We start from the raw sequence: 26,155 nt of genomic DNA on the forward strand, positions 1-26,155 counted from the left end.
GGTTAAGTCCTTCCCCAGATGGGACCGTCTGCACCCGCCTCGCTGTGGGTGACACTCCATAGCACACTACGAGCTCGAACATACAAATCCCTACCGACTGCGTCCATCGATGCCGTGGAATTTTCACGTCCCACCGCTTCCTCGGAGACATGCGTACACTCGCGTTCGACGGGCGGATGGGCGCCAGCGGCGATATGATACTCGGCGCCCTCCTCGCGGCCGGCGCCGACCGGAACGCGCTCGCCCCCGTCGAAGAGGCGCTCGACGTCCGCTACGAGGCGTCGACGACGGTGAAGAACGGTATCTCGGCGACCAGCGTCCGCGTGCTGCTGGACGGCGGAGGTGGAACCCCGCCGGGCGGAGACGACCATGAGGACCACGACCACGACGGCGGTCACCAACACGACCACGACCTCGAACACCATCACCACGCGCACACGCACGACGACGAAGACGCCGGCGTCGGTGACGCCCGCGGAACGCCCGCCGAGGGTCACGGACCCCACCGCGCGTACGCCGAAGTCGTCGAGATAGTCGAGTCGATGGGGCTCTCGACCCCCGTCGAACGCGACGCGAAGGCCGTCTTCCGCCTCCTCGGCGAGGCGGAGGCGTCGGTACACGGCACCGAGTTGACCGAGACGCACTTCCACGAGGTCGGCGCGGACGACGCCATCGCGGACGTGGTCGGCGCCTGCCTCCTCCTCGCGGACCTCGGCGTCGAACGCGTGGTCGCGACCCCGCTTTCGACGGGCGGCGGAGAGCAGACCATGGCCCACGGCACCTACCCCGTGCCGACGCCCGCGGTGGTCGAGATAGCCGAACGCGCCGACTGGTCGCTGAAGGGCGGCCCCGTCGAGGCGGAACTGCTGACGCCGACGGGCGCGGCGATACTCGCGCACGTCGCCGAGGGCGTCGAGACGCTCCCGGCGCTTCGAATCGACGCCTCGGGTTACGGCGCCGGCGGCTACGACTTTTCCGACCACCCGAACGTCTTGCGCGCCCTCGTCGGCGACGGCGCGGGCCGCCTCGCTCGCGACGAGATAACCGTCCTCGAGACGAACCTCGACGACGCCTCGCCCGAACTCCTCGGGAGTCTCCAGTCGACGCTGACCGAGGCCGGCGCGCGCGACGTGACGGTGCTCCCGGTGACGATGAAGAAGTCCCGCCCGGGCCACCTCGTGAAGGTCGTCGTCAAACCCGAGGACGCCGAACGCGTGGCGCACCGGTTGGCCGTCGAGACGGGGACGCTCGGCGTTCGCGAACACGGCGCGGGGCACCGCTGGGTCGCCGACCGGACGTTCGAGACGGCGGAACTGGTCATCGATGGGGGGACGTTCGAGGTGACCGTGAAAGTCGCCGCCGACGCCTCGGGCGAGACGTACGACCGGAGCGCCGAGTTCGACGACGCCGCGTCCGTCGCCGACGCGACGGGCCTCCCCGTCCGCGAGGTGATGCGGCGCGCCGAGAACGCGGTCGATCCGTCCCGCTGACCGGGATTTACGGCTCGTGAGCGGGTATCTATACGGGTCAGAAACTTCGCGGGACGTTTAAATCCCATTAATATGCAACCAGTCCGGTGATTGAATACGGGCACCTCTCGTTGAATGCAATGTCCGCTAACTCGCTCGAAGATCTGTTCGTGGATGGGCTGCAGAAGATATACTACACCGAGCAACAGCTGGAAGACGCTCTCGAAGAGCTCGAGAGCGGCGCGGAGGACGAGGAGATTCAGAGCGCGTTCTCCGAGCACCGAGAGGAGACGCGGACACACATCGAGCGCCTCGAAGAGGTGTTCGAGGCGATCGGTCAGGACGCCGAGGGCAAGCAGGACCGCGTCGTCGACGCGATGATCGAAGAGCACGAGGAGTTCACCGAGAAGGACCCCGACGACAAGGTGCTCGAGCGGTACAACATCGCCGCCGGTCAGAAGTCCGAGCACTACGAAATCGCCGCCTACGGCAACCTCATCCCGCTGGCCGACCAGCTCGGGATGGACGACGCGGCGGACACCCTCGAAGAGACGCTCCGCGAGGAGCAGGACGCGCTGGAGAAGCTCTCGAAACTCGGCGAAGGCTACGACTACGGCGATATTCCGTCCGAAGCCTGAGGACCGCTCCGACGCCGAGTACCGTTCGCCACGACCGCTCGCTCTCACCCTCGCCTTCTTTCGACATCCACGCGTCCGAGCGCCGAGTCCGTCGGCTGTTCACCACCGACTGTTCACCGCAGACTACTCACGGTTGACCGCTCAGCCGTCGGCGTCCTCGTCGAACTCCGTTTTCGCCCCGTTCGCACTCGCGTCTGTGTCCACCCCTGTGCCCGACGATACTCCCCCGCCGTCGCTCTCGTCTTGCTCCTCCGCTTCGTCCCCGTTCTCGTCGCTGCTCCGCGCGCGGTGTTCGGCCAGCGCCTCGTCGACGGTCAGGTCGCCGGCGGCCACGCGTCGGGCGAGTCGCTCGTCGATGGTGCGGTTGTCCTCGCTCGCGCGCCGCGAGTGGTCCTTGATGCGCTGGAGTTCGCCCTGCGTCGGTTCGATGTCGCGGGAGTCCACCGCCTCGCCGCGGCGCCGGGCGATGTTCACCGCCGCGAGCACGTCGCCCATCCCGCGGGCGCCGGTGCCGAGATACGGCGTCGTCCCCGTCTCGTCGACGAGTTCGACGGTCACGTCCTCCAGGTCGTTCACGATGGTCGCCCCCTGCAGGCGGGCGCCGTCGCCGACGCGGACCAGGGCATCGGGGCTGTCCGCCACCTCCGACTGAACGGTCGCCACCGCGTCGGCGAGGGGGACGTGGAACGCCGCGACGACGGTGTCCCCCGCGAGGACGGCGATGCCGGGTCGCGTCCCGGGGTCGACGCCGATTATCGTCCGCCCGCCGTCGCCGCGGAGGATGGCGACGGCCTCCTCGACGGCGCGCCGGACCTCGTCCGCCGGCGCGACGACCACGTCCACGTCGCCGTCGTCCGGTCGGTCGGCTTCGTCCGCCTCTGCGACCACGACCACGTCCGTCCCGTCGGGCAACTCGGCGCCCGGTTCGACCGTCGTGAACGCGACCCCTCGGTCGCGGAGTTCGCCGACGACGTCGTGGTAGAACTCGAAGTCCGCGGTGGCGACGACTATCACGCCGCGGACGTTCGAGAGGGACCGAGTAAAGCGTGTCGCGCGACGCGGCGCGGGCGACCGAAACTGATCCGCTCGATTCACCCGTCGGACCGCGGGACGGCGACCGGGGGGTTTTTCGGCGGACGCGACCCACCTCCTCTCGTGTCCGACCCAGTCACTACCGGGTGCCGGTCGCTCGACGACCTCTTGGGGGGCGGGTTCGAGCGCGGAACCGTCACGCAGGTGTACGGCCCGCCGGCGGCGGGGAAGACGAATCTCGCGCTGTCCGCGGCGGTCCGCGTCGCCGCCGCCGGCGGCACCGTCGTCTACATCGACACCGAGGGACTCTCGGTGGAGCGCTTTCGCCAACTCGCAGAACACGTCGCCGGCCCGGACCAGTCGATGGAGGACGTGACCTCCCGGCTCATCATCTCCGAGGCGCACGACTTCGACGAGCAGGAGGAGGCCGTCCGCGACGCGAGCGAGTTCGCCGAGCGGGCGGACCTCATCGTGCTCGACAGCGCGACGGGCTTCTACCGTCTCGAACGCACGATGGACAAAAACGACGGCGGCGAGTCGCTCCGCCGCGTCGCCCGACAGGTGACGCATCTGCTCTCCTTGGCGCGGAAACACGACCTCGCGGTGGTCATCACGAACCAGGTGTTCTCCGACCCCGACACCGACCGCGTCCGCGCGCTCGGCGGTCACACGCTCGAACACTGGACCGGCGCGGTGCTCCGCGTCGACCGCTTCCGCGGCGGTAACCGCCGCGCGACGCTAGAGAAACACCGCGCGAAGGCGGCGGGCGAGACGGCCACCTTCGAGATAACCGACGGCGGCCTCGCGGCGACGGACATATAGTCGACGCGGCGGCGGCGCTGTCGAGCGACGGACGGAGGCGTCGTCAACGTCGAACCGGCGCGCGAAAAACGGAGTCGGAGTCGAGTTCGTCGAGATGCGGCCGTCGCGTCTTCGGGTTTCCGTCTACAGGTCGCCGAGCTTTCGCATGACCTGTCCCTGGTATTTCTCGTCGGCGTTGACGCCCTTCAGTTCGAGCACGTTGCGCTCGAGTTTGTCCAGGGCGACGTGGAAGGCGTGTTCGGCGCCGTAGCCCTCGCCGCTGCCGGCCACCTGACCTTGGCTGGTGCGAAGGCGCACCTGGGACTGGATGAGGGGCGTCCCGCGGAGCTTCTCTTTGTGCTCGTGGAAGCGCACGTGCGCGTGGTGCACCTGCATCTGCTGGTACTTGTCGACCACCTGCGTGATGGAGTCGCCGACCTCCTCGCGGGTGAGCGTCTCCAAGAGGCCGATGTTGGTTATCTGCACGTCCATGCGCTCTTCTTCGGTGAACGTCAGCGCGCGGAGCACGTCCGTCTTCGTGACGACGCCGAGTATCTCGCTGTCGCTCTCGGTCGGCGTCACGATTAGCCCCTCGATGTCGTTCTCGAACATCCGCTCGACGGCCTCTCGAACCGTCTCGCCGGGCGAGGCGGCGATGACCGGCGAGGACATCAGGTCGTACACCGGAAGGTCGAGCATCCGGTCGATGTCGCCGCGGCGGTCGCCGCGGCCCTGCCGGTCGGTGTTCCGCACCGAGAACTCGATGATGTCGTGGGTGGTCAGCACGCCGGTGAGCTTTCCGTCGTCGTCGATGACGGGCAGCCGCGAGACGCCGTTCTCGCGCAGGAGATTGATCGCCTGTCCGACGTGGGACTTCTCGCCGATGGTGACGACGTCCTCGGTCAGGATGTCGTCGACGGTGATGGCGTCGAGGTTCTCCAGCACCGCTTCGAGGATGTCGTTCCCCGTGACGATGCCGTACAGTTTCTCGCCCTCGTAGACGGGAGCGATTCGCGTGTCCCCTTCGACGAGCATCCGGGCGGCCTCTCGGATGTCCTCGTGGCGGTCGATGCGGGGCGCGGACTTCATCACGGCGGACGCCTTGGTGTCGTCCTCCATGCGGGACCGGACGAGCTGTTTCTCACCGATGACGCCGGCGTAGTCCCCGTCCTCGGTCACGACGATGCCGCGAGAGTTCTCGCGCTCGAAGATGGACCGGATTTTACCCAGTCGTTTGTCCGCATCAACCTCGACGAAATCGGGAGTGGCAATATCAGCAATATCCATAGTCCGAGTAACCTCCATCGTTAACGTACTCCGCCCCTGCTCTTGAAGGTTCGCGCTGGCTCCCGGGCGATGGGCGCCGCGTGCTCGCCGGTCGGTTCCGGACGCGATTCGCGGCGTTCTCCCCGCCAGCAGCCTCCACGCCGCCGTTTGACGGGCCGGCCGGACCGAAAGGGACTCAAAGGATGACACCGGTTCACCAGTATGACAAGCGGGCTACTCGCGTTGCTTCCCGAACTCGTCGAGGTACTGCTGTTCGGCACCGGAACCGTCCTACTGTCGGGCGTCGGACTCTACGTCGAGCGATTCGCGCTGTCGATGGTTGAGGGCGGTCAACTCGGACTCGGCGCGTGGGCGGCCGTGATGGGCGCCGTCGCCTTCGGGTTCGCCTACCTGCTCGCGACCGACAAGTTCCGACCGCGCGTCGCGAAACTCCTCGGCGCGGACGCCTAGCACGGAGACGTCGAACGCGGGAGTTCTACGAACCGTCGTTCGCTCGCCACCGACGGCTTCGCTCTCCCAGCACGTGCGAACGGCCGCGTTTTCCGAACACCGAGTAAATTACGCGAGTTGGAGGGGGAAAATAATACCCGTCCGGAGTCCGAAGACCGGGTATGGATAGCTACGACCCGGCCACACTCTCGAAGGACGAGGCGTACGAGTTCGCGTCGAACGAGCGCCGACGGAGCCTCATCCGTACGCTCATCGCGGACGGCGCCCAACCGCTCTCGCGGGTCGTCGACGAAGTCGTCCCCGACGCGTACGAGGAGTCGTTCGAGGACTCGTGCGTGGACGCCCGTCGGAACGTCCGCATCGCCCTCGGACACACCGACATCCCGAGACTCGACGCCGGCGGGGTCGTCGACTACGATTACGCCGACGAAGTCGTCGCTCCCGACGACCGCATCGAGGAACTCGAACCACTCGTCTGAACGACGTTTCGAGGCGTACTCTTCTCGTGACGAGAGACAATCAGGTCTAGTGTCTATTATTTCACGGAATATTTAATTGGATTATTTGTTCCGTGGCGGAGTGCGTCCGATACAGAATGTCCCGGCTGATAGTACTCGGAGTCGTACTCATCTTCGTCACGACCGGTTGTATCGGCGTGGGCCCGTCGGAGTCACCGTCCGGCGAAATCGTGTCGGAGGTGGAGAGCGCGCAGACCCCGGACGGGTCCAGCGTCTCGCCGAACGCGACTCCCGACGACGGCGGCGACTCGACCGACACGGCCACCACGACGGACGTGCCGCCGAACGCCGACGAGGGCGGAGACGAACCGAACGCCGATTCGGGCGACTCGAACGAAGCGAACGCTAATTCCAACGACTCGAACGATAGCTCTGCGGACTCCGACGACTCGGACGATAGCAATGATAGCTCGAACGACTCGAACGATTCGAGCGACTCGGATACCAACGCGAACGACGACGAGTCGACGACCGACTCGAACGACGAGAACGCGACGGCCGCCAACGCCACCGAGACGGCGACCGACACGGAAACTGACACCGAGACGAACGCGTCGGCCGCGGTCAACGCGGAGTCCGACGACGAGGACGCGGAGGTGAACACGGAGACGGACACCGAGACGGCGACCGACACCGAGACGGACGCGCCGCCGAACGCCGACGAGGACGGAGACGAACCGAACGCTGAAGCGGACACGGAGACGCCCGTCGTCACGGAAACGGAGACTGAGACTCCGACCGACACCGGCGTACCGACGGAAACGGAGACGGACGCCGGCACCCTGTCGGCGCTACTGACGACCGCGGCGTCGATCGCCGGCGGCGCGGACCGAGCGCAGAACTCGACGCAGTCCGAGACGCGACGCGAAACGGAGACGGAATCCGATACGCCGACCGAAGGCCCGACAGAGACGGCGACCGACGAGCCGACATCGACACCGACCGCGGAGCCGACCGAAACACCGACTGACACGGCCACGGAGACCGACACCGCGACGCCGACGGAGGCTCCCACCGAGACCGAAACGGCAACCGAAACAGCGACTCAGACCGACACGGCGACGGAGCGAGAGGCGGCCGTCGACACAGAGACGGAGACAGCCGCGGAGACGGCGACTCAGACGGAAACCGCCACCGAGACCGAGACTGAGACCGCCACGGAAACGGAGACCGCGACGCCGGATCCGACCGAGACACCGACTGAGGACGACGGACCGAACGCCGAGGCGGCACCCCCGGCGGAGAGCACGGACGACGGCGGACTCGTCGAGACTGCGCTCGGTCTCGGGAACGACGACGAACCGAACGAGAACGCCGACGGGACGAACGGGAACGCGGACGGGCCGAACGGGAACGCGGACGAGAGTGCAGGGTCGAACAATGAATCGAGCAGTGGGAACTCGGCGTCGAACGGCGGCGGACCGAACGCGGGTCTCCTCGAATAGCCCCAATCTGCCGTCTGAAGCGCTTAGAATACAGGGTGTTCTCACGCACTCTATTCTTCTGCATGACGTGCGGACGGATGTACCCACCATCAACCGATTCGGCGAAATGGGGTGTTACGTGCTTCTGTTATAGTGTTCGTGCGGTACTTTCGAGGTCTGCCCAATGTGGAGTCACGACTCTCACAATCGGCTAAATGGCATTTCGGATGCCTCCGGGATTCGTTTTGAGGTGGTAAACTGATGGCCGCCTTTTTCAAAGTCAGATTACACGGTTAGCCCGAGAGGTTGATTAGGGAGAAACCTTGATTTAGCGCCTACTACTTATTGCAGGCATGTCGTACGGTAACACAAGCTTCGACAACACCAGCTATGCTCCTACTTCTGCTGCAGCGGGTGCACTCATCCAAAACCCCGAGGACGAATGGCCATAGAAAATCAGGAGCTGTTTGATCCGTTTGCGAAACTGATACTCTGGCTGTTCTTATTGGCGGTTACGTACACAGCAAGCGACAATCTTTCTTGACTATAGCCTTGGCTACCCCAGTTCGCTGAGGTGTTACCTGCCGGTCAAGCAACTACTGAGTCGGAAAACGATATAAGAGGATGGGTTGGGGCAGATTTGAACTGCCGGCCTCCTCCATGTCAAGGAGGTGTCATAACCAGACTAGACCACCAACCCGGTTTGCTGCGTACAGTGCGCCCGTCTGAGCGCATTACCTCGTTTCCCGGGAATACAATTAAGAGTTGCGAATTGGAACGCCGTCGTTCGATTCCGGGGACGGCGCGGTGACGAACCCGTCCCCGACGCCCGCCGAACGTCGCCTCCTGCGCCCGTCACCTCGCCCCGCCCCGACAGCCTTAAGCTGGTGTACTTATTTGTACATTATAACCCGAATACGTACATCGGAGTCTCACCATGACGCTTCAGACCTACATCGAACGCGCGACGGAGGGAACGGACCTGACGCAGGAGGAGGCCCGCGAGGCCGCCAGCGCCGTCTTCGAGGGGGCGACGGACGCCCAGATCGGCGCGCTGTTGACCGCTCTGCGGGCGAAAGGAGAGACGGAGGCCGAGATAGCCGGCTTCGCGCAGGGGATGCGCGACGCCGCGCGCACCATCTCGCCCGACCGGACGCCGTTGGTCGACACCTGCGGTACCGGCGGCGACGACTACGACACCATCAACGTCTCGACGACCAGCGCCATCGTCGCCGCCGGGGCGGGCGCGGCCGTCGCCAAACACGGCAACTACTCGGTGTCCTCCTCGTCGGGGAGCGCCGACGTGCTCGAAGTCGCCGGCGCCGACGTGGAGGCCGAACCGGCGGCCGTCGAGGCGGCCATCGACCGCGACGGCATCGGCTTCATGCTCGCGACGGTGTTCCACCCCGCGATGAAGGCCGTCATCGGCCCCCGGAAGGAACTCGGCATGCGGACCATCTTCAACGTGCTCGGCCCCCTGACGAACCCCGCGGGCGCGCAGGCGCAGGTCGTCGGCGTCTACGACCCGGACCTCGTCCCGGTACTCGCCCGCGCGCTGACGAAGATGTCCGTCGAACGCGCCCTCGTCGTCCACGGGTCCGGCATGGACGAGATAGCGCTCCACGACGAGACGGTCGTCGCGGAAGTCGACGGCGAGAACATCGAGGAGTACACGCTCTCGCCGGCGGACCTGGGCCTCGACTCGGCACCCGTCTCGGAGGTCGGAGGCGGCACGCCGCAGGAGAACGCCGAGGACCTCCGCGGCATCGTCACCGGCGACGTGACGGGACCGAAGCGGGACATCATCCTCGCCAACGCGGGCGCGGCGATATACGTCGCGGGACTCGCCGACGACATCGAGGCGGGCGTCGAACGCGCCGCCGAGGCCATCGACTCCGGGGAGGCCGCCGACACGTTCGCGACCCTCTGCGGGACGAAGGAGGCTCCCGACGCGGAGTCGGCGGAGGTCTGAGATGGTCCGGGTGAAGATATGCGGCGTCACGAGCGAGGAGGACCTCCGCGCCGTCGACGAGGCGGGCGCGGACGCCGTCGGCTTCATCGCCGGCGTCCCCGTGGACACGCCGCGGGAACTGTCGCTCGTCCGAGCGGCCGAACTCGCCGCCGCCACCTCGCCGTTCCTCTCGGCCACGCACGTCACGATGCCCGAGACGGCCAGCGAGGCCATCGAAGTCGGCAACAGGGTGAAACCCGACGTGCTCCAGATTCACGGCGAGTTCGACGCGGAGGAGTACCGCGCCGTCCGCGCCGCGGTGGACACCTGCGTCGTCGCCGTCGTCGACGCCGAAGAGCCTCAACGGGCCCGCGCCATCGACGCGGCCGTCGACGGCATCGTCGTCGACTCCGTGAGCGAGGAGGGCGCGGGCGGCACCGGCGAGACGCACGACTGGAAGCAGACGGCCAAGGTGGCCTCGACGCTCGACGCGCCGGTCATCCTCGCGGGCGGGTTGACCCCGGACAACGTCGCCGAGGCCGTCGAGACGGTCGACCCCTACGCCGTCGACGTGGCCAGCGGCGTCGAGTCCGAGGGCGGCGTGAAGGACCGCGACGCGGTGCGGGCGTTCGTCGAGAACGCCAAGGCCGCCGCCACCGCGGAGGTGAAGGCGTGACGCGCGCGAACGGCGTCGCCGACGTTTCGCTGTCGCTCTCGCGCGCGGAGTTCGTCTCCCTCCTCGACGGCGAGGACCGCCCGGTGGTCGCGCACGTCACCGCCGACCTGCCGGCGACGACGCCGCTGACGGCGTACGCGGCCCTCGCGGACCGCAGCGACTACGGCTTCCTCCTGGAGAGCGCCGAGAAGACCGCCTCCAGCGACCCCGACGGCGCGTTCGCGCCGGACCACGCGACGGCGGACCGACACGCCCGCTACTCGTTCGTCGGTTACGACCCCGAGGCCGTCGTCACCGTCGGCCCCGAGGGGGCGTCTATCGAGTCGCTCGGCGGCCGCGCCGCGCGCTATCTCGAACCCGGCGACGGCGACGTGCTGGACCGTCTCCGCGGAGCGCTTCCGGACCTCCCGCGCGTCGGGTTCCCCGACGACGACCGACAGCGACTGCGCGGCGGTCTCGTCGGCTTTCTCGCCTACGAGGCCGTCTACGACCTCTGGCTCGAAGAGGTGGGCGTCGAACGCCCCGAGACGGACGCGCCCGACGCGCAGTTCGTCCTTACCACGCGGACGTTGTCGTTCGACCACGCCGAGGGGACGGCGACGCTCGTCTGCACGCCCGTCGTCGGCCCCGACGACGACGCGGGCGAGGTGTACGGCGACCTTCTCTCGGAAGCCCGGGCCGTCGTCTCGACCCTGACCGACGCGGAGACGCCCGACACCGGCGGCTTCGTCCGAACGGGCGAGACGGCCGGACCGAGAGACGAGTACGAGGCGGCCGTCCGCGAGACGAAAGATCACGTCCTCGACGGCGACATCTATCAGGGGGTCATCTCCCGCGTCCGCGAACTCCGCGGGGAGGTCGACCCGATGGGCCTCTACGAGGCGCTCCGGACCGTGAACCCCTCGCCGTACATGTATCTGCTCCGCCACGACGACCGACACATCGTCGGCGCGAGTCCCGAGACGCTCGTCTCCGTCCACGGCGACCGGGTCGTCTCGAACCCCATCGCGGGCACCTGCGAACGCGGGACCAGCCCCGTCGAGGACCGCCGCCTCGCGGGCGAGATGCTCGCCGACGGGAAAGAACGCGCCGAGCACACGATGCTCGTCGACCTCGCGCGCAACGACGTCCGCCGGGTGAGCGAGGCCGGCAGCGTCCGCGTCGAGGAGTTCATGAACGTCCTGAAGTACAGCCACGTCCAGCACATCGAGTCCACGGTGACGGGAACGCTCGCGGCCGACCGCGACAGTTTCGACGCGACGCGGGCGACGTTCCCCGCCGGGACGCTCACCGGCGCGCCGAAGGTGCGCGCGATGGAGATAATCGACGACCTCGAACGCACTCCGAGAGGCGTTTACGGCGGCGGCGTCGGCTACTACTCGTGGTCCGGCGACGCCGACTTCGCCATCGTCATCCGCACGGCGACGGTCGACCGCTCGGGCGACGAGGACGTGATAGCCGTCCGCGCGGGCGCCGGCCTCGTCGCCGACAGCGACCCGGCCGCCGAGTACGAGGAGACCGAACAGAAGATGGGCGGCGTCCTCGCCGCCGTCGAGCGAATCGAGCGAGCGCCGACTGACGGCGCGGGGGAGGGCCCCGAAGCCGCCCCCGAGGGGGGAGAGCGATGAGCCTCCGCGTCGTCGTCGTGGACAACTTCGACTCGTTCACGTACAACCTCGTTGAGTACCTCTCGGAGCAACGCGTCGACGGCGAGTCGGTGGAGGTGCTCGTCCGCAAGAACACCGCCTCGCTCGGTGAGATTCGCGACCTCGACCCGGACGCCCTCGTCGTCAGTCCGGGACCGGGTCACCCGAAGAACGACCGCGACGTGGGCGTGACGAACGAGGTGCTGACGACGCTTTCGGAGTCCGTCCCGACGCTCGGGGTCTGTCTCGGCCTCGAAGCCGCGGTGTACGCCTACGGCGGGAGCGTCGGACACGCGCCCGAACCGGTCCACGGCAAGGCCTCCCCCGTCGACCACGACGGCCGCGGCGTGTTCGCCGGTCTCGACCAGGGTTTCCAGGCCGGCCGGTACCACTCGCTGGTCGCCACCGAGGTGCCCGACTGCTTCGAGGTGTCGGCCACGACGAACCACGGTGCCGCCGGAAGCGAGTCCGACGACGGGACGGAACTCGTGATGGGGGTGCGCCACCGCGAGTTCCCCATCGAGGCGGTGCAGTTCCACCCCGAGAGCGTCCTCACGGGCGTCGGACACGACGTGATGCGGAACTTCTTAGCGACCGTCGCCGGCGACGAACGCGTCGTCGCCTGAACGCCCCGCCCGCGCCGTCGGGGCGACGTGCGACCGTCCCCCCACGCTGTTCTCATCCGCGGCCCCGGAGCGGTTCGACGAGATTAATTTGTACCTGACGACGGATACGTCGTATCCGAGGACCGAAGCTGCCGCCAGGTACATCCGGCTCTCGGTTCTCGGATGGGCCGTAGACATGGTCGACATAATCGGTCACATCGGGATGGGACTGATATGGCTCACCATCGTCGGCTGGCTGGCGTACGATGGTCGAACCGCGCTGGGGTTCGTCGCTCTCGGGATCCCGTTCTCTCTGCTGCCTGACATTGACCTTTGGCTGTCGCGGGCGTTCGCGGGCGTCAAACACCACGGCGTCGTCCACACGGTGCTGTTCGTGAGCGTCGCCGCCGTCGTCATCGGTGCGATTCTCGGCAAGTGGGTCGTCCCGTGGCTCCAGAGGCGGTATCTGTCGGGTTCCGGTGTCGGTAACCAGTACGCCTACGGTATCGGCGCGGTGTGGGTGGCCGGCCTCGCGCACCTCTCCGCCGACATCCTCTCGGCGCCCGACATCGCGGACTCCATCGAACCGTTCTGGCCCATCTATCGGCAGTCGCTCGGTATCGACGTGCTCTGGTACAACAGCCCCCTCGCCAACTGGGGGCTGTTCCTCACCGGACTGGTGCTGACGGCCGTGCTCTGGTGGCAGGTCAACGACAGTGACTCCGCGGTCACCGCCTAATTCTCGCAACCTCCCCCTCGGCCGGGCGTTGAGGGGCGGGACGGTCACTCGGACGCTCCGCTCGCCCCCGCGAGCGGCCGCTTGACCCGGAGCGCGTAGACGGCCGTAACGACGCTCGCGGCCAAGAGCGCGCCACAGACCGCCTGTAGCGGCGTGTGCGCTTCGACGTACACTCGGTTCGGAACCATCACCGCCGGCACCGCGAGCAGCGGCCAGAACCTCGCGTCCGTCAGCGTCAGATAGAGCGTCGGCGTGACGGCGAAGATGACGTGACCCGAGACGTTCCACACCGAGGAGACGGCCGCGTACGGAATCGTCACGGCCGCGAGCGCGAGCACGCCGCCGGGGACCAGCGTCCCCCAGTCGAACCGCGTCCAGCAGTACCACAGCGAGACGCAGACGACGAGGACGCCGCTCGCAACCAGCGCGTCCACCTGCCAGGTGTTCCCCTGCGTCACCTGCATCGGGCCCTTCCCGGAAATCACGACGTAGGCTGCCGTCGGGAGGAGCGACGCGGCGCCGGCGACGAGGAACGCGCCGACGCGCCGAGCAAGCGTCCCGTTCGGGTCGTCTTGCCGTCGCCACTCGTGTCGAATGAGGAGCAGGAGACCCCCGCCGACGAGCACCGCCGGGTGGAAGACGTACGGGTAGTACGCCATCGCGGTCGAGAGGAGGCTCATGCGTGGTGGTTTGACGGAGCGAGCCAAAAAATTCCGCGGAGCCGACCCCCCGCCGAGGCCGCCTCAGATGCCCATGCCGAAAAAGGAGAGCAGCAACAGCGCGCCGATGATGAGGGCGGCGATGGTGACGAGGCGCCACGCGATGTTGAGCACGATGCGGCCGACGACGACGACGACTGCGAGGGCGATGACGGCGACGAACGCCTGGCCCAACTGCGTCTCCAGCAGTCCACCGAGTTGCATGGGGAGGGTGACCAGCGCCGTCAGGACGCTGCCGAGTGCGAGGTGCATGGTTAAACTATCAACCTCCGAGAGTATAACCTTGTGGGATAGGTGTTGTGGCCCCGACTCCGGACATCCTACTCCCGCTTCCGCCCACGTTCGGCCCCGTTCGCGCCGTGCGACGGCGACGACGGACTGTCGCTCCGACCATCATACTAGATATGACATATATGGTGGAAGCGGACGGTGTCGTTCGTTCAAGTACTCCGACCCGTCGCTGTACGCGGTCGGTGTTCCTCCGAATGACCGTCGTCCAACCCCCCTTCGGTTCTCCTGCACATCGCGGTTCCGTCGGTCGATTACCGGCCCGATGATATCACTTTCACCGCGCTTCAACCACGGTTATTGAGCGGCGGCGCGTAGTGGCTATCGACGCTGTTCGACTTCGGGGGTGCGCAGTCGACAGAAGGTGTCGAATCTGACAGTTCGAACGTGAGTCACCGATACCGAAGCCTTAACGGACGCACCCGTACTCACAAATCATCGTTACTATGCCTGGAACTGAGCAAGCCATTCGATTCGTAATCGCCCGGTGCGGGGACGCTGGGCGGGAGGAACAGTAGATGAGCGGCGCGGACTTATCGGCGGACGAACTCGTCCTGCCCATCAAGCGCACGGAGGGGGAGACGCTGGAGGAGCGACTCACCTCGAACGCCTACAACAACATCCTGCCGGCGCGGTACCTCCGCAAGGACGCCAACGGCGACCTGACGGAGTCGCAGGAGGAACTGTTCGCCCGCGTGGCGAAGAACATCTCGCTGGCAGAGGCCGTCTACGAGGCCGAACGCCGCGACGAGGAGATAACGGTCACGCCCGACCAGTTGAAGCCCGGCCACCCGCGGCGCGACGAACTCGCCGCGGAGGTGTTCGGCAAGGGGGTCACGTCCGAGGACGTTCACGGGAGCGAAGCTCCCGCGAGCCAGCCAGAAGCGGACGCTTCTGGTGACGGCGCGGAGGCGACGCTCTCCGTCTACAACGTCAACAAGTTCGCCTACGACACCATCGTCCCCGAACTCCCCGGGGAGGTTCGGGACGTCGTCGAGGAGAAGCGAGAGACGTTCCAAGAGATGATGGAGTCGCTCTCCTTTATGCCGAACTCGCCGACGCTGATGAACGCCGGCGACGAACTCCAACAGCTTTCGGCCTGCTTCGTCGACTCGCCCGACGACGACATCACGGACATCCACCAGACGGCCAAGGAAGCCGCCGAGGTGTTCCAGTCCGGCGGCGGGATGGGGTACGCCTTCTGGCGGCTTCGCCCCTACGGCGACGCCGTGGGTTCGACCGGCGGCATCGCCTCCGGTCCCATCACGTTCATGCGGACGTACGACCAGATGTGCGAGACCATCGCGCAGGGCGGCGCGCGCCGCGGCGCGCAGATGGGCGTCATGCGCATCTCGCACCCGGACGTCATCCAGTTCATCCACTCGAAGAACAAGGACGTCTCCCTGGCGCACTCGCTGCGCCTCAACGACCCCGACGACTTCACGCACAACTCCTTCGCGGACGCACTGGAGGAGGCCCGCGAACTCATCGACGAGGAGGGTCGCGTGCCCAAGCACCTCCGCAACGCCGTCGAGGGCCACCTCTCGAACTTCAACATCTCCGTCGGCGTCACCGACGACTTCATGGAGGCGTTGGAGGCGGGCGAGGAGTTCGTCTTCACCAACCCGCGCACGGAGGAACCCCACGTCGCCACGCCGGAGACCAAGGAGATATACGACATGTTCGGGCTCGGCGAACACGTCGAAGTCGGCGAAGTCCTCTCTATCCCCGCCCAGAAGCTCTGGGACCAGATGGTCGACGGCGCGTACGAGAACGGCGAACCCGGCGTCATCTACCTCGAACGGGTGAACAAGGAACACTCGTTCGACGTGGAGAAGCATCCGGACCATCGCATCTTAGCGACGAACCCCTGCGGCGAGCAGCCGCTCGAGGAGTACGAGGCCTGCAACCTCGGCCACATCAACCTCTCGACGCTGGCCGACTTCGACGCGCCCGACTGGCGCGTCTGGTACGACGAGCACGGCGACGACTACGACGCCTTCGAGGACGCCGTGGACGCGTTCCTCGACGAAGCCATCGACTGGGACGCGTTCGACCACCGCATCGACGAGGGGACGCGGTTCCTCGAGAACGTCGTGACGATGTCGGACTTCCCCGTCGACAAGATAGAGGAGAAGGTCCGTCAGATGCGGAAGATAGGGCTCGGCGTCATGGGACTGGCCCAACTGTACATCCAACTGGGCATCCCCTACGGCTCCGATCCCGGTAACGAAGTCGCCGGGCAGTTGATGACCCACATCAACCACCGGTCGAAGTGGGCCAGTCACGAACTCGCCGAACAGCGCGGCAGTTTCGAGGACTGGAACGACTCGAAGTACGCGGCGCCGACGGAGTACCGCGAGTGGTTCGAACACCACACCGGACTCGACGCCGACGAGTGGGCGGACGGGTTCCCCATCCGCAACCACAACACGACGACCATCGCCCCGACGGGCACCACGTCGATGATCGGTAACACGACGGGTGGCTGCGAGCCCATCTACAACGTCGCCTACTACAAGAACGTCTCCGACGACGTGCAGGGCGACGAGATGCTCGTCGAGTTCGACGACTACTTCCTCCGCGTCCTAGAGGAGAACGACGTCGACGTCGAGGCGGTCAAGCGCGAGGCTCAAGCGCAGATGGCCGACAACGAGTTCAACGGCGTCGAGGGGCTCGACACCGTGCCGGACGCCATCGGCGAACTGTTCGTCGTCACCTCCGACCTGACTGGCAAACAGCACGCGGCGGTCCAGACGGCCTGTCAGACGGGCGTCGACTCGGCCATCTCGAAGACCTGCAACTTCCCGAACAGCGCCTCGAAGGAGGACATGGACGAGGTGTACCGCTACATCTACGACAACGGCGGGAAGGGCGTCACCGTCTACCGCGACGGCACGCGCTCGAAGCAGGTGCTCACGACGCGCGCGAAGAACGCCGACTTCGCCGACGAGGGCGAGGCGGCGGAGACGCTGGTCGAACAGATGGAGGAAGTGTTCGGTGGTCTGCAGGGCTTCCTCGACAACGAGGACGTCCGCACGGCGCTGGACGGCGAAGTCGAACGCCTGCTGGCGGCGGCCGACGGCGAGCGGAACCTCGGCAAGAAGCAGCCGCGCCCCGACGTGCTCCACGGCGTCACCCAGCGCATCGACACCGGCTACGGGAAACTGTACGTCAACATCAACGAGGACCCCGAAACGGGCGACCCGTTCGAGCTGTTCGCCAACATCGGCAACTCCGGCGGCTTCACCGCCTCGTTCACCGAGGCGCTGGCGAAGACCATCTCGACGGCGCTCCGCTCGGGCGTCGACCCCAGCGAGATAGCCAGCGAACTGCAGGGCATCCGCAGCCCGAAGGTCGCCTGGGACAAGGGCGAGCAGATAAACAGCATCCCGGACGCCATCGGCACCGCGATGCGCCGCTACCTCGACGGCGAGATAGACAAAGGCTACCCGCAGCAGCAGAACCTCACGGAACTCTCCGAGGAGGCCGGCGGCGTGGACGCCCCCGAACCGGACGGGGGAGCCACCGTCGCCGACGGCCCGAACGTCGACGCCGGCACCGACGTCGACGCCGCGTCCCCGAACGCCGACGACTCGGTGGACGACCTGCTGGCGGCGGGCGAGAGCCCCGAGTGTCCCGACTGCGGGAACATGACGCTGTACTACTCCGAGGGCTGCAAGACGTGCGAGTCCTGCGGCTGGTCGGAGTGCTGAGCCCGAACCGCCCGACCCGTCCGAACCCCTGACGGCCGGCTCCCGGACCGAAGCGGGCCGTCGCTCTTCGCTTCGTTTTTTCTTCTCTCTCCGTTCCGAGCGTCGCGTCCGTTCGCGCCGCTTCGCTCGTCTCCCTCGGCCGGTGGTGTTAGGTGTAATGGTAGATAGCGTACGACAGACAGCCATGCAGTCACGCGACAGCGCGAAGAAGGGGGCTCGAATCCGCGAGCGACCGGTCCGGCCAATCCGGCGCCGTCCGAGCCGTATCGTCGAGGGAACGTCCGCGTGACGGGGGAGAGCAGTCGCGTCCGGTTCGGACTCGCGTTCGTCCTCACGGGACTGCTGCTCGTCGCAGGCGCGTTCGGCGCCAGTTGGGCGGCCGCCCCCGACATCGAGCGCGTGGCCGCGTCCGCGGACGCGAACACGACGAGCGTGCTGGTCGGCGTCCAGGGACCGGGGCCGAACGGGAACGTGACCGCCCTCGACGGCTACGGCGACGTCCGGTGGAGCATCGGGAACATCATCAGCTACCAGAGCGTCGAACGCCTCGACGACGGGACGGTGCTGGCGTCGTTCGCCGCCGGGGGGTACCGCAACTGCGGGCCGTACGAACCGCCCTGCAAGCGCACCGGCATCCGAATCATCGAGCCGGACCCCGAACCCAGCGTGGAGTACCAGTGGAGCTACCCGGTCAGGACCCGCAAAGACAGCGAGGTGCACGACGCCGAGATGCTCCCGTCGGGGAACGTGCTGATAGCCGACATGGAGTACGAGAGCATCTTCGTCCTCGACCCGCGCACCGGCGAGCGCGTGTGGACGTGGAACGCGAGCCGACACTACGACGCACCCGCTGACCCGACCGCCGAGGACTGGCTTCACCTCAACGACGTCGACCGAATCGGCGACGGGCGATACCTCGTCTCGATCCGCAACGAGAACCAACTCCTCGTCGTCGAACGGGGAGAGGGCGTGACCGAGGTGATAAACCGGGACGGCGACCCGACGGTGCTCGACGCGCAGCACAACCCTCAGTGGCTCGAACCGGGGGCCGTCGTGGTCGCGGACAGCGAGAATAACCGCGTCGTCGAACTCCACCGCAACGAGTCGAGCGGCGAGTGGGTGGCCGTGTGGGCCGTCTCGGAAGCCGGCGGCATCCCCTTCGAGTGGCCGCGGGACGCCGACCGCCTCCCCAATGGCAATACGTTCGTCACCGACAGTCGGAACAACCGGGTGGTCGAGATAGACCGCAACGGGAGCGTCGTGACGAGTTACATCGTCCCGTCGCTGCCCTACGAGGCCGACAGGCTCCCGCACGGAGAGATTCCCGGCGTCGGCGCCTACGACGTGGACTCGAACGTCACGTCGACGTTCGACGACGACGCGTCGGCGTTCTCGACGCTCCTAAACGGCGCCAGACACGTCGTCCCGCTCCCCTTTTGGGTGTCGGAGGTTCACGTCATGGTGGTCGGCCTCGCGGCCCTGTTGTGGCTCTGCGGCGGTATCCTGCTCGCGCAGGAGGGATTCGCTCGCGCCCGGCGGTCCGACGCCGTCGAGAAACAGTGATGGCGCTCGGGGGACCATCTCGACGTATGAGCGAGGCGCGACGCGGCCGGCCCTGCCCGCTGTGCGAGGAACCGATGCAGCACCGCCACTGCAAGTACGTCTGCCCCGAACACGGGGTGGTCTACGACTGCAGCGACACCTTCTGGTAACTCTCTGGTCGGACACTTCGGATCGGCGCTCTCGAACGTCGTCGCCACGTACCGGTCCGCTGTCGGCCGTTTTCTCCGGAGAGAACACGGTGTAGGACTGTGCTGGGTTAAACTTTCGGGACGAACGATTATGTCTGTGCGAGTACTAGAGTTGTTCAGTAGATGCGTGGTCGCGTCGTCACCGCTCGAAGCGTGCCGCCACTGAATCTCACACAATGGTAAGACAGGAGCAGGTTCAACGTAGCAAGACGATTCAGCGACAGACCGGCAAGACGTTCCACCTCGCGACGAGGGTGCTGCCCCGTCGAGTCCGACACGCGACGTACGTGCTCTACGCGTTCTTCCGTGTCGCCGACGAGGTGGTCGACGCCGAGGACACCGCCGAACCGGCGGTCCAACGCGAGCAGTTGGAACGCCTCCGCGCGGAGGCGCTGGGCGAACGCGAGACGGACGACCCAGTGCTCTCGGCGTTCGCCGAACTCCGCGAGGAGCACGGAATCGCCGACGAGGACGTGAACGTCTTCGTCGACGCGATGCTCGAGGACATCGCGAAGAGCGAGTACGAGACCTACGAGGAGTTGGAGGCGTACATGGACGGGTCGGCCGCCGCCGTCGGTCGGATGATGACGACCATCATGCGCTCGCCCGACGCCGAGAAGGCGCTCCCGCACGCGACTGCGCTCGGCGAGGCGTTCCAGATGTCGAACTTCCTGCGCGACGTGCGCGAGGACATCGTCGAGCGCGACCGGGTGTATCTCCCGCAGGAGACGCTTCGCGAACACGGCGTCACCGACGAGCAACTGCGCTCGTTCCGCGTCGACGAGAGCTTCCGCGAGGCGATGCGCACCGAAATGCGTCGAACGGAGGCGCTCTACCGCGAGGGCGTGCGGGGTATCCGGTACCTCCCGTCGGACTGCCAGTTCGCCGTGCTCCTGTCGGCGGTGCTGTACGCCGACCACCACCGCGCGATTCGCCTCCGGAACTACGACGTGCTGTCGGCGACGCCCTCGCTGTCCACCTCCCGGAAGCTCCTCTTACTGGCGAAGACGCGGGCGTACTGGGCGGTCGAGAAGGACCCCGAGGCGGTGTTCCGCAAGGTGAGCGTCGTCCCGTACCCCGAGGAGGACACCTCCCACCGCGAGCACTCGGGCATCGGTCGCGCCCCCTCCCGACGCACCGTCGGCCGCCTGTCCAGTTGGGTCCGCAGTTTCACCCGCAGCGAGTAACCGGTCGGGAGTCCGTCGTCCGGCGAAGTAGGTGAGTCGCCCGCGAGTAGTTCCGTCCCCCCGACAGTCCGGTTCTCTCGCTTCCAGTTCGTACCGACCGCGGCGTGGCGGAACCCGCGGTGCGTAGTCGGCACGGTCGAACTCCCCGTTCGTCGCCGATGGTCGGAGACGGGCGTCCGCGGAGTCGGCCCGGCCCTCACCGCGGTTCGAAGACGTGGAGCGGCCAGTCGGCCTCGTAGTCGAGTGCGACCTCACGTTCCGCGGCCGTCGGTTCGCGCACCGCGAGTTCGACGGCGTCGCCGATTGCGACGTCGGCGTAGTCGGCGGCCACGCGTCCGAGGAGGCGGCCGCCGTCGGCGAGTTCCACGACGGCGACCGTGTAGGGCGCGTCCGCAGCGAACGCCGGCGGCGGCGTGCGGACCTCCGTGTACGAGAACACCCGGCCCTCGCGCGACTGCGGTTCGACGTCGACGGCGCGACTTCCGCAGGCGTAGCAGGCCGGTCGCGGCGGCAACAGGACCTGCCCGCAGTCCGCGCAGACCCCGCCGAGGAGTTCGCCCTCCGCGAGGGCGTCGAAGAAGCCCGGGAGCGTCCGCGGGTCGGTTGCGTCGAGGTCGCCGTCGGTCATGGCGCCTCCGCCGTCGTGAGCACGTGACCGACCGTGACGGCGTCTGCGACGCCCCCTTCGTTGAGCAACAGGGCGGTCTCGGCCCCCTCGACCGCGCGGTCGCCCGCGGCCCCCGTGAGCTGTTCGTACGCTTCGAGCGCCTGCAGGAGTCCGGTCGCGCCGATGGGGTGGCCGCGGGCCTTCAGGCCGCCGCTCGGACTCAGCCGCACGTCCGTCCAGCCGTCGGCCCGCTCCGCCGGCGCCCGGTAGCTCTGATAGCCCGTCCCCGCGGGGGCGAACCCGGCGGCCTCCGCGAGCAGGGCCTCGCAGACGGTGAAGGCGTCGTGGACCTCCGCGATGTCGACGTCGGCAGCGTCGATGCCCGCCTCCTCGTAGGCCGTCTCGGCGGCGACGCGAGCGCCCGCGATGTCGGTCATGTCCCGCTCGGCGACCGCGATGTTGTTCGCGGAGGCCCCACTGCCCGCGACGCGCACCCGCGGGCGGTCGAGGTCGTCCGCCAACTCGGCGGTCGTCACGAGGACGGCCGCGGCGCCGTCGCCGACCGGGGCGCAGTCGTAGAGCTTCAGCGGCGGGGCGATGGGGTCTGACTCCAAGACCGTCTCCGCGTCTATCTCCTTCGGGAACTGCGCCCGAGGGTTGCGGGCGGCGTTGGCGTGGTTCTTCACCGCTATCTCGGCGAGGTCGCGCTCCGTGGCGTCCGTCTCGTGGAGGTAGCGCTGGGCGAGTAGCGCGTACTGGCTGGGAGCGGTGATGCCGGAGCGCTGCTCGATAGCGCGGTCGAACGCCGCCGACAGCGCGTCCGTCGCGCCGCTGGTGCCCGCGGAGGTCATCTTCTCGACGCCGCAGGCGAGCACGGCTTCGTGTTCCCCGTTGCGGACGTCCTTGACGGCGTGGCGAAGCGCGAGTGCACCCGCGGCGGCGCACCCCTCGACCCGTTCGGCGGGGACGTAGCGGAGGCCCGCCCACTCGGCCAACAGCGTTCCGTACATGATCTGGTGTTCGTAGCTCTCCGACTGGTTGCCGACGTACACGGCCTCGACGACGTCGGCGGGGTCGGGCAGACCGTCGAACGCCTCCGCGAGGGCGACCGAGAACAGGTCGCGGCCCGGGAGGTCCGTGCGGCCGAGCGGCGAGGCGCCGACCGACGCGATTACTGGCTCTGGCATGCGTGTTTAGTCGGTCTCAATGGGCCAAGTTAGCTATTCTCATTCACGGTCGGTCGAGCTATCGGGTCGACCACTCGCGTTCTCGTGCTGCAGGCGGCGTCGAGTCGTCCACGGTACGGACCGACCGCGGACCGAGAGGGGGTCGCGAACGCGCCCGCTCACCGCCGAATCCGAAGCACCCGCGAGTCGAACCGGTCCGTCGAGACGAGTCCGAGACCGAACAGCGCCGCGACGGCGACGGGGAGCCAGTTGCCGAACCAGGCGTTGATGCCCCCCCAGAGGATGACGAACGAGACGAGGTCGTCCAGCATGAACTCGCAGTCGTCGAGGCGGGCGAGGAGGCGGCGGCGGTCGTACCCCCAATCGAGGAGGGCGACGGCTACCGTCGCGCTCACCACCCACCCGGCGTAGTTCGACCACGGGACGCCGTAGAACGCGCCGGGCGGGTCGTACGCCCAGAAGCCGAGGGCGACGGCGCCGGGGTCCAACACCACGTCCATTGCCAGCACGGCGGCGACGACGGTCGTGAGACGGACGGCGGCGCTCTCGGCCCTGTCGCCCAGGAGGAGCAGACACAGCAGGTAGGCGTTCATCACGAGGGGGACGAAAAACACCGGGAGGCCGAGCGGAACGCTGCCGACGGTCGGTCCGAGGTCGACGCCGTAGGAGAAGCTCCCGTAGGGAAAGCCGGTGTGGACGCCGGTGTACTCGACGGCGTAGGCGTACAGCGTCAGCAAACCGACGCCCGTCGCCGCCCGCCGCGTCGTCCGCGGCAGGACGCCGACGACCAGCGGCGACCGCATCACCATCGTCCCGAAGAGGATGAACAGGCCGTTGAACGTCAGCGGGGCGAGGAGCGTGCCGTCGAACCAGCCCTCGGCGCTGGCGAGGAGAAGGATGAGGCCGTTCAGCGGGAAGAACACCGAGATTGTAAAGCGGTTCTCCCGCACCAGACGGTCCAGCCGTCGCTCCCACTCCTCGCGCGTGGTCGGGAGTCGCTCCTCGACGGAGAAGCCCGACTCAGCCACGGACCAGCCTCCAGAGCGCCCCCATCGTAAGGGCCATCCCGACGAGCGTGTTCAGCGCCGGATACCACCAGTAGGCGCGTTCGACGTCGACGTTCGAGCGGACGACGGCGAAGACGGCGACGGGGTAGGCGAACAGTAGGGCGCCGAGTCGCGGGTCGACGAGGGCGAACGCCGCCGCGGCCGCGAGCCAACACAGGGCGCAGTAGGCGTACGTGCGACGCTCGCCGAGGAACGTCGCCGTCGTGCGGATGCCCGCCTCGCGATCCGGTTCGATGTCGGGAATCGCCGAGAACGTGTGCATCCCCATCGTCCACAACCATGCGCCGGCGACGGCGGCCGCGGGCGGGTGGTGGCCCGCGACGGCCGCGAACGCCGCTGCGCCGGGGAGGACGTACAGGCCGTTCGAGACGGAATCCAAGAGCGGCGTCGTCTTGAACCGAAGCGGCGGTGCGCTGTACTCGACTCCGAGGAAGAAAAATCCCGCGAGGTAGGGCCACGCGAGCGACGGGGTGACGGCGAAGGCGACGACGCCGAGGAGTCCCGAGGCGACGACGGCCGCGGTGACGGCGGCGTCCTCGCTCCCCCGCCAGCGCGCCTCTCTGTCGTCTTTCTTCGGGTTCCGCTCGTCCACGTCGACGTCGAAGGCGTCGTTGACGCCGTAGACGAACACGTTCGCCGGCAGGAGGAAGTAGCCCGCGAGGACGAGCACCGGCGGGGAGGACAGGTCGCTCACGGCGTCGGCGGCGAAGGCGGCGCCGACGAGGACGGGGCCGGCGAGGTAGAGCCAAAAGCGCGGCCGCGACAGCGTGAACAGATACGAGAGTCGGCCGCGGGCGGACGCGGCGGGCGTCACGCGATTCGCTCGGCCATCTCTTCGGCCGTCAGTCGCCCGCTGATGAGACACATCGGGACGCCGATGCCGGGGGTGGTGAACGACCCCGTGAAGTAGAGGCCGGGCACCTCCTCGGAGTGGTGCGGCGGGCGCAGGAGCGCCGTCTGTCTCAGCGTGTGCGCGAGGCCGAGCGCCGTCCCCCGCGTGCTGTTGTAGCGCTCGGCGAAGTCGTTCACGCAGAAGGATTCCTCGAAGACGATGCGGTCGCGCACGTCCTCGCCGGTGTGCTCCGCGATGTCGTCCAACACGAGGTTTCGATACTCTTCTCTCCGCTCCGGCGTGTCCTCCAGACCGGCGGCGATGGGCACGAGGGCGAACAGGTTCGAGTGACCCTCGGGGGCGACGTCGTCGTCCGTCTTCGAGGGGACGCAGAGGTAGTAGGCGGGGTCGTCGGGCCACGCCGGGTCGTCGAATATCTTCTCGAAGTGGTCGTTCCAGTCCGTCGGCAGGACCAGCGTGTGGTGTTCGAGGTTCGGCACGTCGCCCTCGACGCCGAGGTACAGCAGGTAGGCGGAGGGGGCGTACGTCCGGGTGTCCCAGTAGTCCTCGTCGTACTGCCGTTTGCCCTCCGGTAGGAGGTCCATCTCCGTGTGGCGGTAGTCGGCGTCGCTGACGACGTAGTCCGAGTAGTACTCCTCTGTCTCCGTGCGGACGACGAACCCGCCCTCGCGGCCCCGAATCTCCGTCGCGGGGCTATCGACGCGGAAATCGACGCCGAGTTCCCGGCCGAGTTCGGCCATCCCGTCGACGACGCCGCCGAGTCCGCCGTCGGGGTAGTAGACGCCCATGTTGAAATCGACGTGGCTCATGAGATTGTACAACGCCGGGGTGTTGTTCGGCGCGCCCCCGAGGAAGACGAGGGTGTACTGCATGATCTGCTGGAGTTTCGGGTGCGAGAAGTAATGCTCGACGTGGTCCTGCATCGACCCGACGAGCGAGAGGCCGCGCGCGTTCTTCATCACGTCCCACGTGGCGAAATCGGAGAGTTCGGTCCGGTCGGTGTAGACGAAATGTTTCATTCCCACCTCGTAGTTCTTCTCCGATTTCTTCAGATACTTCTCGAACTGCTCGCCCGCGCCGGGTTCGTACGACTCGAACGTCTCCTTGTTCGCCTCGAGGTCCGACACCATGTCGACGCTGTCGCCGTCTTTGAAGAAGATGCGGTAGTGGGGGTCCAGACGCGTCAGTCCGTAGTAATCGGAGGGCGTGCGGTCGAAGTGCCCGAAGAAGTCCTCGAACACGTCGGGCATGAGGTACCAGGAGGGCCCCATATCGAAGCGGAACCCGTCCCGTTCGAGGCGACTCGCCCGGCCGCCCAACTGCTCGTTCTTCTCGAGGAGGGTCACGTCGGCGCCGGCGTCCGCGAGGTAGCACGCCGTCGAGAGGCCGCCGAACCCACCGCCGACGACGACCACGGACGCCCCCTCGACCGCGGAGAGGTCCGAGACAGATTTCATAGCCGACCTTAGGACGTAGAACGCATAAATCGACTGACTGGGGCGGAGTGGACTGCGGGTTCCGGCGACGGAGCGCTTACCTTCCGC

Annotated in this window: 24 protein-coding genes and 1 tRNA gene; 15 read left to right on the forward strand and 10 right to left on the reverse strand. The window is 67.3% G+C overall.

Annotation, left to right across the window (positions count from 1 at the left end):
* Positions 1 to 149 precede the first annotated feature (149 nt).
* Positions 150 to 1,490, forward strand: coding sequence for a nickel pincer cofactor biosynthesis protein LarC (gene larC, locus C474_RS05205; protein ID WP_008384644.1), 1,341 nt, complete (start codon positions 150 to 152; stop codon positions 1,488 to 1,490).
* A 119-nt stretch (positions 1,491 to 1,609) separates the two neighbouring features.
* On the forward strand, positions 1,610 to 2,107 hold the full coding sequence (locus C474_RS05210) for a YciE/YciF ferroxidase family protein (protein WP_008384646.1): 498 nt from the start codon (positions 1,610 to 1,612) through the stop codon (positions 2,105 to 2,107).
* A 141-nt stretch (positions 2,108 to 2,248) separates the two neighbouring features.
* Here C474_RS05210 and C474_RS05215 read toward each other — a convergent pair whose 3' ends face one another.
* Positions 2,249 to 3,121, reverse strand: coding sequence for a hypothetical protein (locus C474_RS05215; protein ID WP_008384647.1), 873 nt, complete (start codon positions 3,119 to 3,121; stop codon positions 2,249 to 2,251).
* Positions 3,122 to 3,262: 141 nt separating this feature from the next.
* Between C474_RS05215 and radB the strand changes: the two genes are divergently transcribed.
* A complete protein-coding gene (radB, locus tag C474_RS05220) occupies positions 3,263 to 3,961 on the forward strand; it encodes a DNA repair and recombination protein RadB (protein WP_008384649.1) in 699 nt (232 codons plus the stop codon).
* A 123-nt stretch (positions 3,962 to 4,084) separates the two neighbouring features.
* Here radB and C474_RS05225 read toward each other — a convergent pair whose 3' ends face one another.
* Positions 4,085 to 5,227 (reverse strand): CBS domain-containing protein, encoded by a 1,143-nt coding sequence (locus C474_RS05225; protein WP_008384650.1) that lies wholly within the window; start codon positions 5,225 to 5,227, stop codon positions 4,085 to 4,087.
* A 201-nt stretch (positions 5,228 to 5,428) separates the two neighbouring features.
* Between C474_RS05225 and C474_RS05230 the strand changes: the two genes are divergently transcribed.
* From C474_RS05230 to C474_RS05240, 3 genes are all read left to right on the forward strand, one after another.
* On the forward strand, positions 5,429 to 5,677 hold the full coding sequence (locus C474_RS05230; RefSeq protein WP_008384653.1) for a hypothetical protein: 249 nt from the start codon (positions 5,429 to 5,431) through the stop codon (positions 5,675 to 5,677).
* A 161-nt stretch (positions 5,678 to 5,838) separates the two neighbouring features.
* Positions 5,839 to 6,156 carry a DUF7344 domain-containing protein gene (locus tag C474_RS22310; protein ID WP_008384655.1) on the forward strand — a complete coding sequence of 106 codons (318 nt, stop codon included), beginning with the start codon at positions 5,839 to 5,841 and terminating at the stop codon, positions 6,154 to 6,156.
* A 116-nt stretch (positions 6,157 to 6,272) separates the two neighbouring features.
* The gene (locus C474_RS05240) at positions 6,273 to 7,640 is read left to right on the forward strand and encodes a hypothetical protein (RefSeq protein ID WP_008384656.1); all 1,368 of its coding nucleotides are present in this window, start codon (positions 6,273 to 6,275) and stop codon (positions 7,638 to 7,640) included.
* 604 nt (positions 7,641 to 8,244) lie between these two features.
* Here the strand turns inward: C474_RS05240 and C474_RS05245 are convergent.
* Positions 8,245 to 8,319 (reverse strand) — tRNA-Val (locus C474_RS05245).
* Between the two features lie 237 nt (positions 8,320 to 8,556).
* Here C474_RS05245 and trpD point away from each other — a divergent pair.
* From trpD to C474_RS05270, 5 genes are all read left to right on the forward strand, one after another.
* Entirely contained in the window at positions 8,557 to 9,591 is a 1,035-nt protein-coding gene (trpD, locus tag C474_RS05250) for an anthranilate phosphoribosyltransferase (RefSeq protein WP_008384658.1), read from the forward strand.
* Between the two features lies 1 nt (position 9,592).
* A complete protein-coding gene (locus C474_RS05255) occupies positions 9,593 to 10,246 on the forward strand; it encodes a phosphoribosylanthranilate isomerase (RefSeq protein ID WP_008384661.1) in 654 nt (217 codons plus the stop codon).
* Positions 10,243 to 11,874, forward strand: a complete 1,632-nt coding sequence (gene trpE, locus C474_RS05260; RefSeq protein WP_008384662.1) for an anthranilate synthase component I — start codon at positions 10,243 to 10,245, stop codon at positions 11,872 to 11,874. The genes C474_RS05255 and trpE overlap by 4 nt, the downstream gene beginning before the upstream one ends.
* Positions 11,871 to 12,518, forward strand: coding sequence for an anthranilate synthase component II (gene trpG / locus C474_RS05265; RefSeq protein ID WP_008384664.1), 648 nt, complete (start codon positions 11,871 to 11,873; stop codon positions 12,516 to 12,518). Before trpE ends, trpG begins: the two co-directional genes overlap by 4 nt.
* A gap of 175 nt (positions 12,519 to 12,693) precedes the next feature.
* Positions 12,694 to 13,236 (forward strand): metal-dependent hydrolase, encoded by a 543-nt coding sequence (locus C474_RS05270; RefSeq protein ID WP_008384666.1) that lies wholly within the window; start codon positions 12,694 to 12,696, stop codon positions 13,234 to 13,236.
* A 44-nt stretch (positions 13,237 to 13,280) separates the two neighbouring features.
* On the opposite strand, the gene C474_RS05275 is transcribed toward C474_RS05270, so the two are convergent.
* Positions 13,281 to 13,916: a phosphatase PAP2 family protein gene (locus C474_RS05275; RefSeq protein ID WP_008384668.1), complete on the reverse strand. Its 636-nt coding sequence runs from the start codon at positions 13,914 to 13,916 to the stop codon at positions 13,281 to 13,283.
* A gap of 63 nt (positions 13,917 to 13,979) precedes the next feature.
* A complete protein-coding gene (locus C474_RS05280; protein WP_008384669.1) occupies positions 13,980 to 14,207 on the reverse strand; it encodes a hypothetical protein in 228 nt (75 codons plus the stop codon).
* Between the two features lie 554 nt (positions 14,208 to 14,761).
* On the opposite strand from C474_RS05280, the gene C474_RS05285 reads away from it, so the two are divergent.
* The 4 genes from C474_RS05285 to C474_RS05295 all read left to right on the forward strand — a co-directional run bounded on the left by C474_RS05285 (position 14,762) and on the right by C474_RS05295 (position 20,897).
* The gene (locus tag C474_RS05285; protein WP_008384670.1) at positions 14,762 to 17,959 is read left to right on the forward strand and encodes an adenosylcobalamin-dependent ribonucleoside-diphosphate reductase; all 3,198 of its coding nucleotides are present in this window, start codon (positions 14,762 to 14,764) and stop codon (positions 17,957 to 17,959) included.
* A gap of 285 nt (positions 17,960 to 18,244) precedes the next feature.
* On the forward strand, positions 18,245 to 19,522 hold the full coding sequence (locus C474_RS05290) for an aryl-sulfate sulfotransferase (RefSeq protein ID WP_008384672.1): 1,278 nt from the start codon (positions 18,245 to 18,247) through the stop codon (positions 19,520 to 19,522).
* A 26-nt stretch (positions 19,523 to 19,548) separates the two neighbouring features.
* On the forward strand, positions 19,549 to 19,671 hold the full coding sequence (locus C474_RS23265) for an HVO_2523 family zinc finger protein (protein ID WP_008384674.1): 123 nt from the start codon (positions 19,549 to 19,551) through the stop codon (positions 19,669 to 19,671).
* A gap of 215 nt (positions 19,672 to 19,886) precedes the next feature.
* Positions 19,887 to 20,897, forward strand: a complete 1,011-nt coding sequence (locus tag C474_RS05295; protein WP_008384675.1) for a phytoene/squalene synthase family protein — start codon at positions 19,887 to 19,889, stop codon at positions 20,895 to 20,897.
* A gap of 196 nt (positions 20,898 to 21,093) precedes the next feature.
* Here the strand turns inward: C474_RS05295 and C474_RS05300 are convergent, their stop codons facing one another.
* The 5 genes from C474_RS05300 to C474_RS05320 all read right to left on the reverse strand — a co-directional run bounded on the left by C474_RS05300 (position 21,094) and on the right by C474_RS05320 (position 26,068).
* On the reverse strand, positions 21,094 to 21,525 hold the full coding sequence (locus C474_RS05300) for a Zn-ribbon domain-containing OB-fold protein (protein ID WP_008384677.1): 432 nt from the start codon (positions 21,523 to 21,525) through the stop codon (positions 21,094 to 21,096).
* Positions 21,522 to 22,691 (reverse strand): thiolase C-terminal domain-containing protein, encoded by a 1,170-nt coding sequence (locus tag C474_RS05305; RefSeq protein ID WP_008384678.1) that lies wholly within the window; start codon positions 22,689 to 22,691, stop codon positions 21,522 to 21,524. Before C474_RS05305 ends, C474_RS05300 begins: the two co-directional genes overlap by 4 nt.
* A 158-nt stretch (positions 22,692 to 22,849) precedes the next feature.
* Positions 22,850 to 23,719, reverse strand: coding sequence for a bisanhydrobacterioruberin hydratase (gene cruF, locus C474_RS05310; RefSeq protein ID WP_008384680.1), 870 nt, complete (start codon positions 23,717 to 23,719; stop codon positions 22,850 to 22,852).
* Positions 23,712 to 24,572: a prenyltransferase gene (locus C474_RS05315; protein ID WP_008384682.1), complete on the reverse strand. Its 861-nt coding sequence runs from the start codon at positions 24,570 to 24,572 to the stop codon at positions 23,712 to 23,714. The genes cruF and C474_RS05315 overlap by 8 nt, the downstream gene beginning before the upstream one ends.
* Positions 24,569 to 26,068 carry a phytoene desaturase family protein gene (locus C474_RS05320; RefSeq protein WP_008384685.1) on the reverse strand — a complete coding sequence of 500 codons (1,500 nt, stop codon included), beginning with the start codon at positions 26,066 to 26,068 and terminating at the stop codon, positions 24,569 to 24,571. The genes C474_RS05315 and C474_RS05320 overlap by 4 nt, the downstream gene beginning before the upstream one ends.
* Positions 26,069 to 26,155: the final 87 nt, after the last annotated feature.

The organism is Halogeometricum pallidum JCM 14848 (assembly GCF_000337095.1).
GTDB lineage: Archaea > Halobacteriota > Halobacteria > Halobacteriales > Haloferacaceae > Halogeometricum > Halogeometricum pallidum.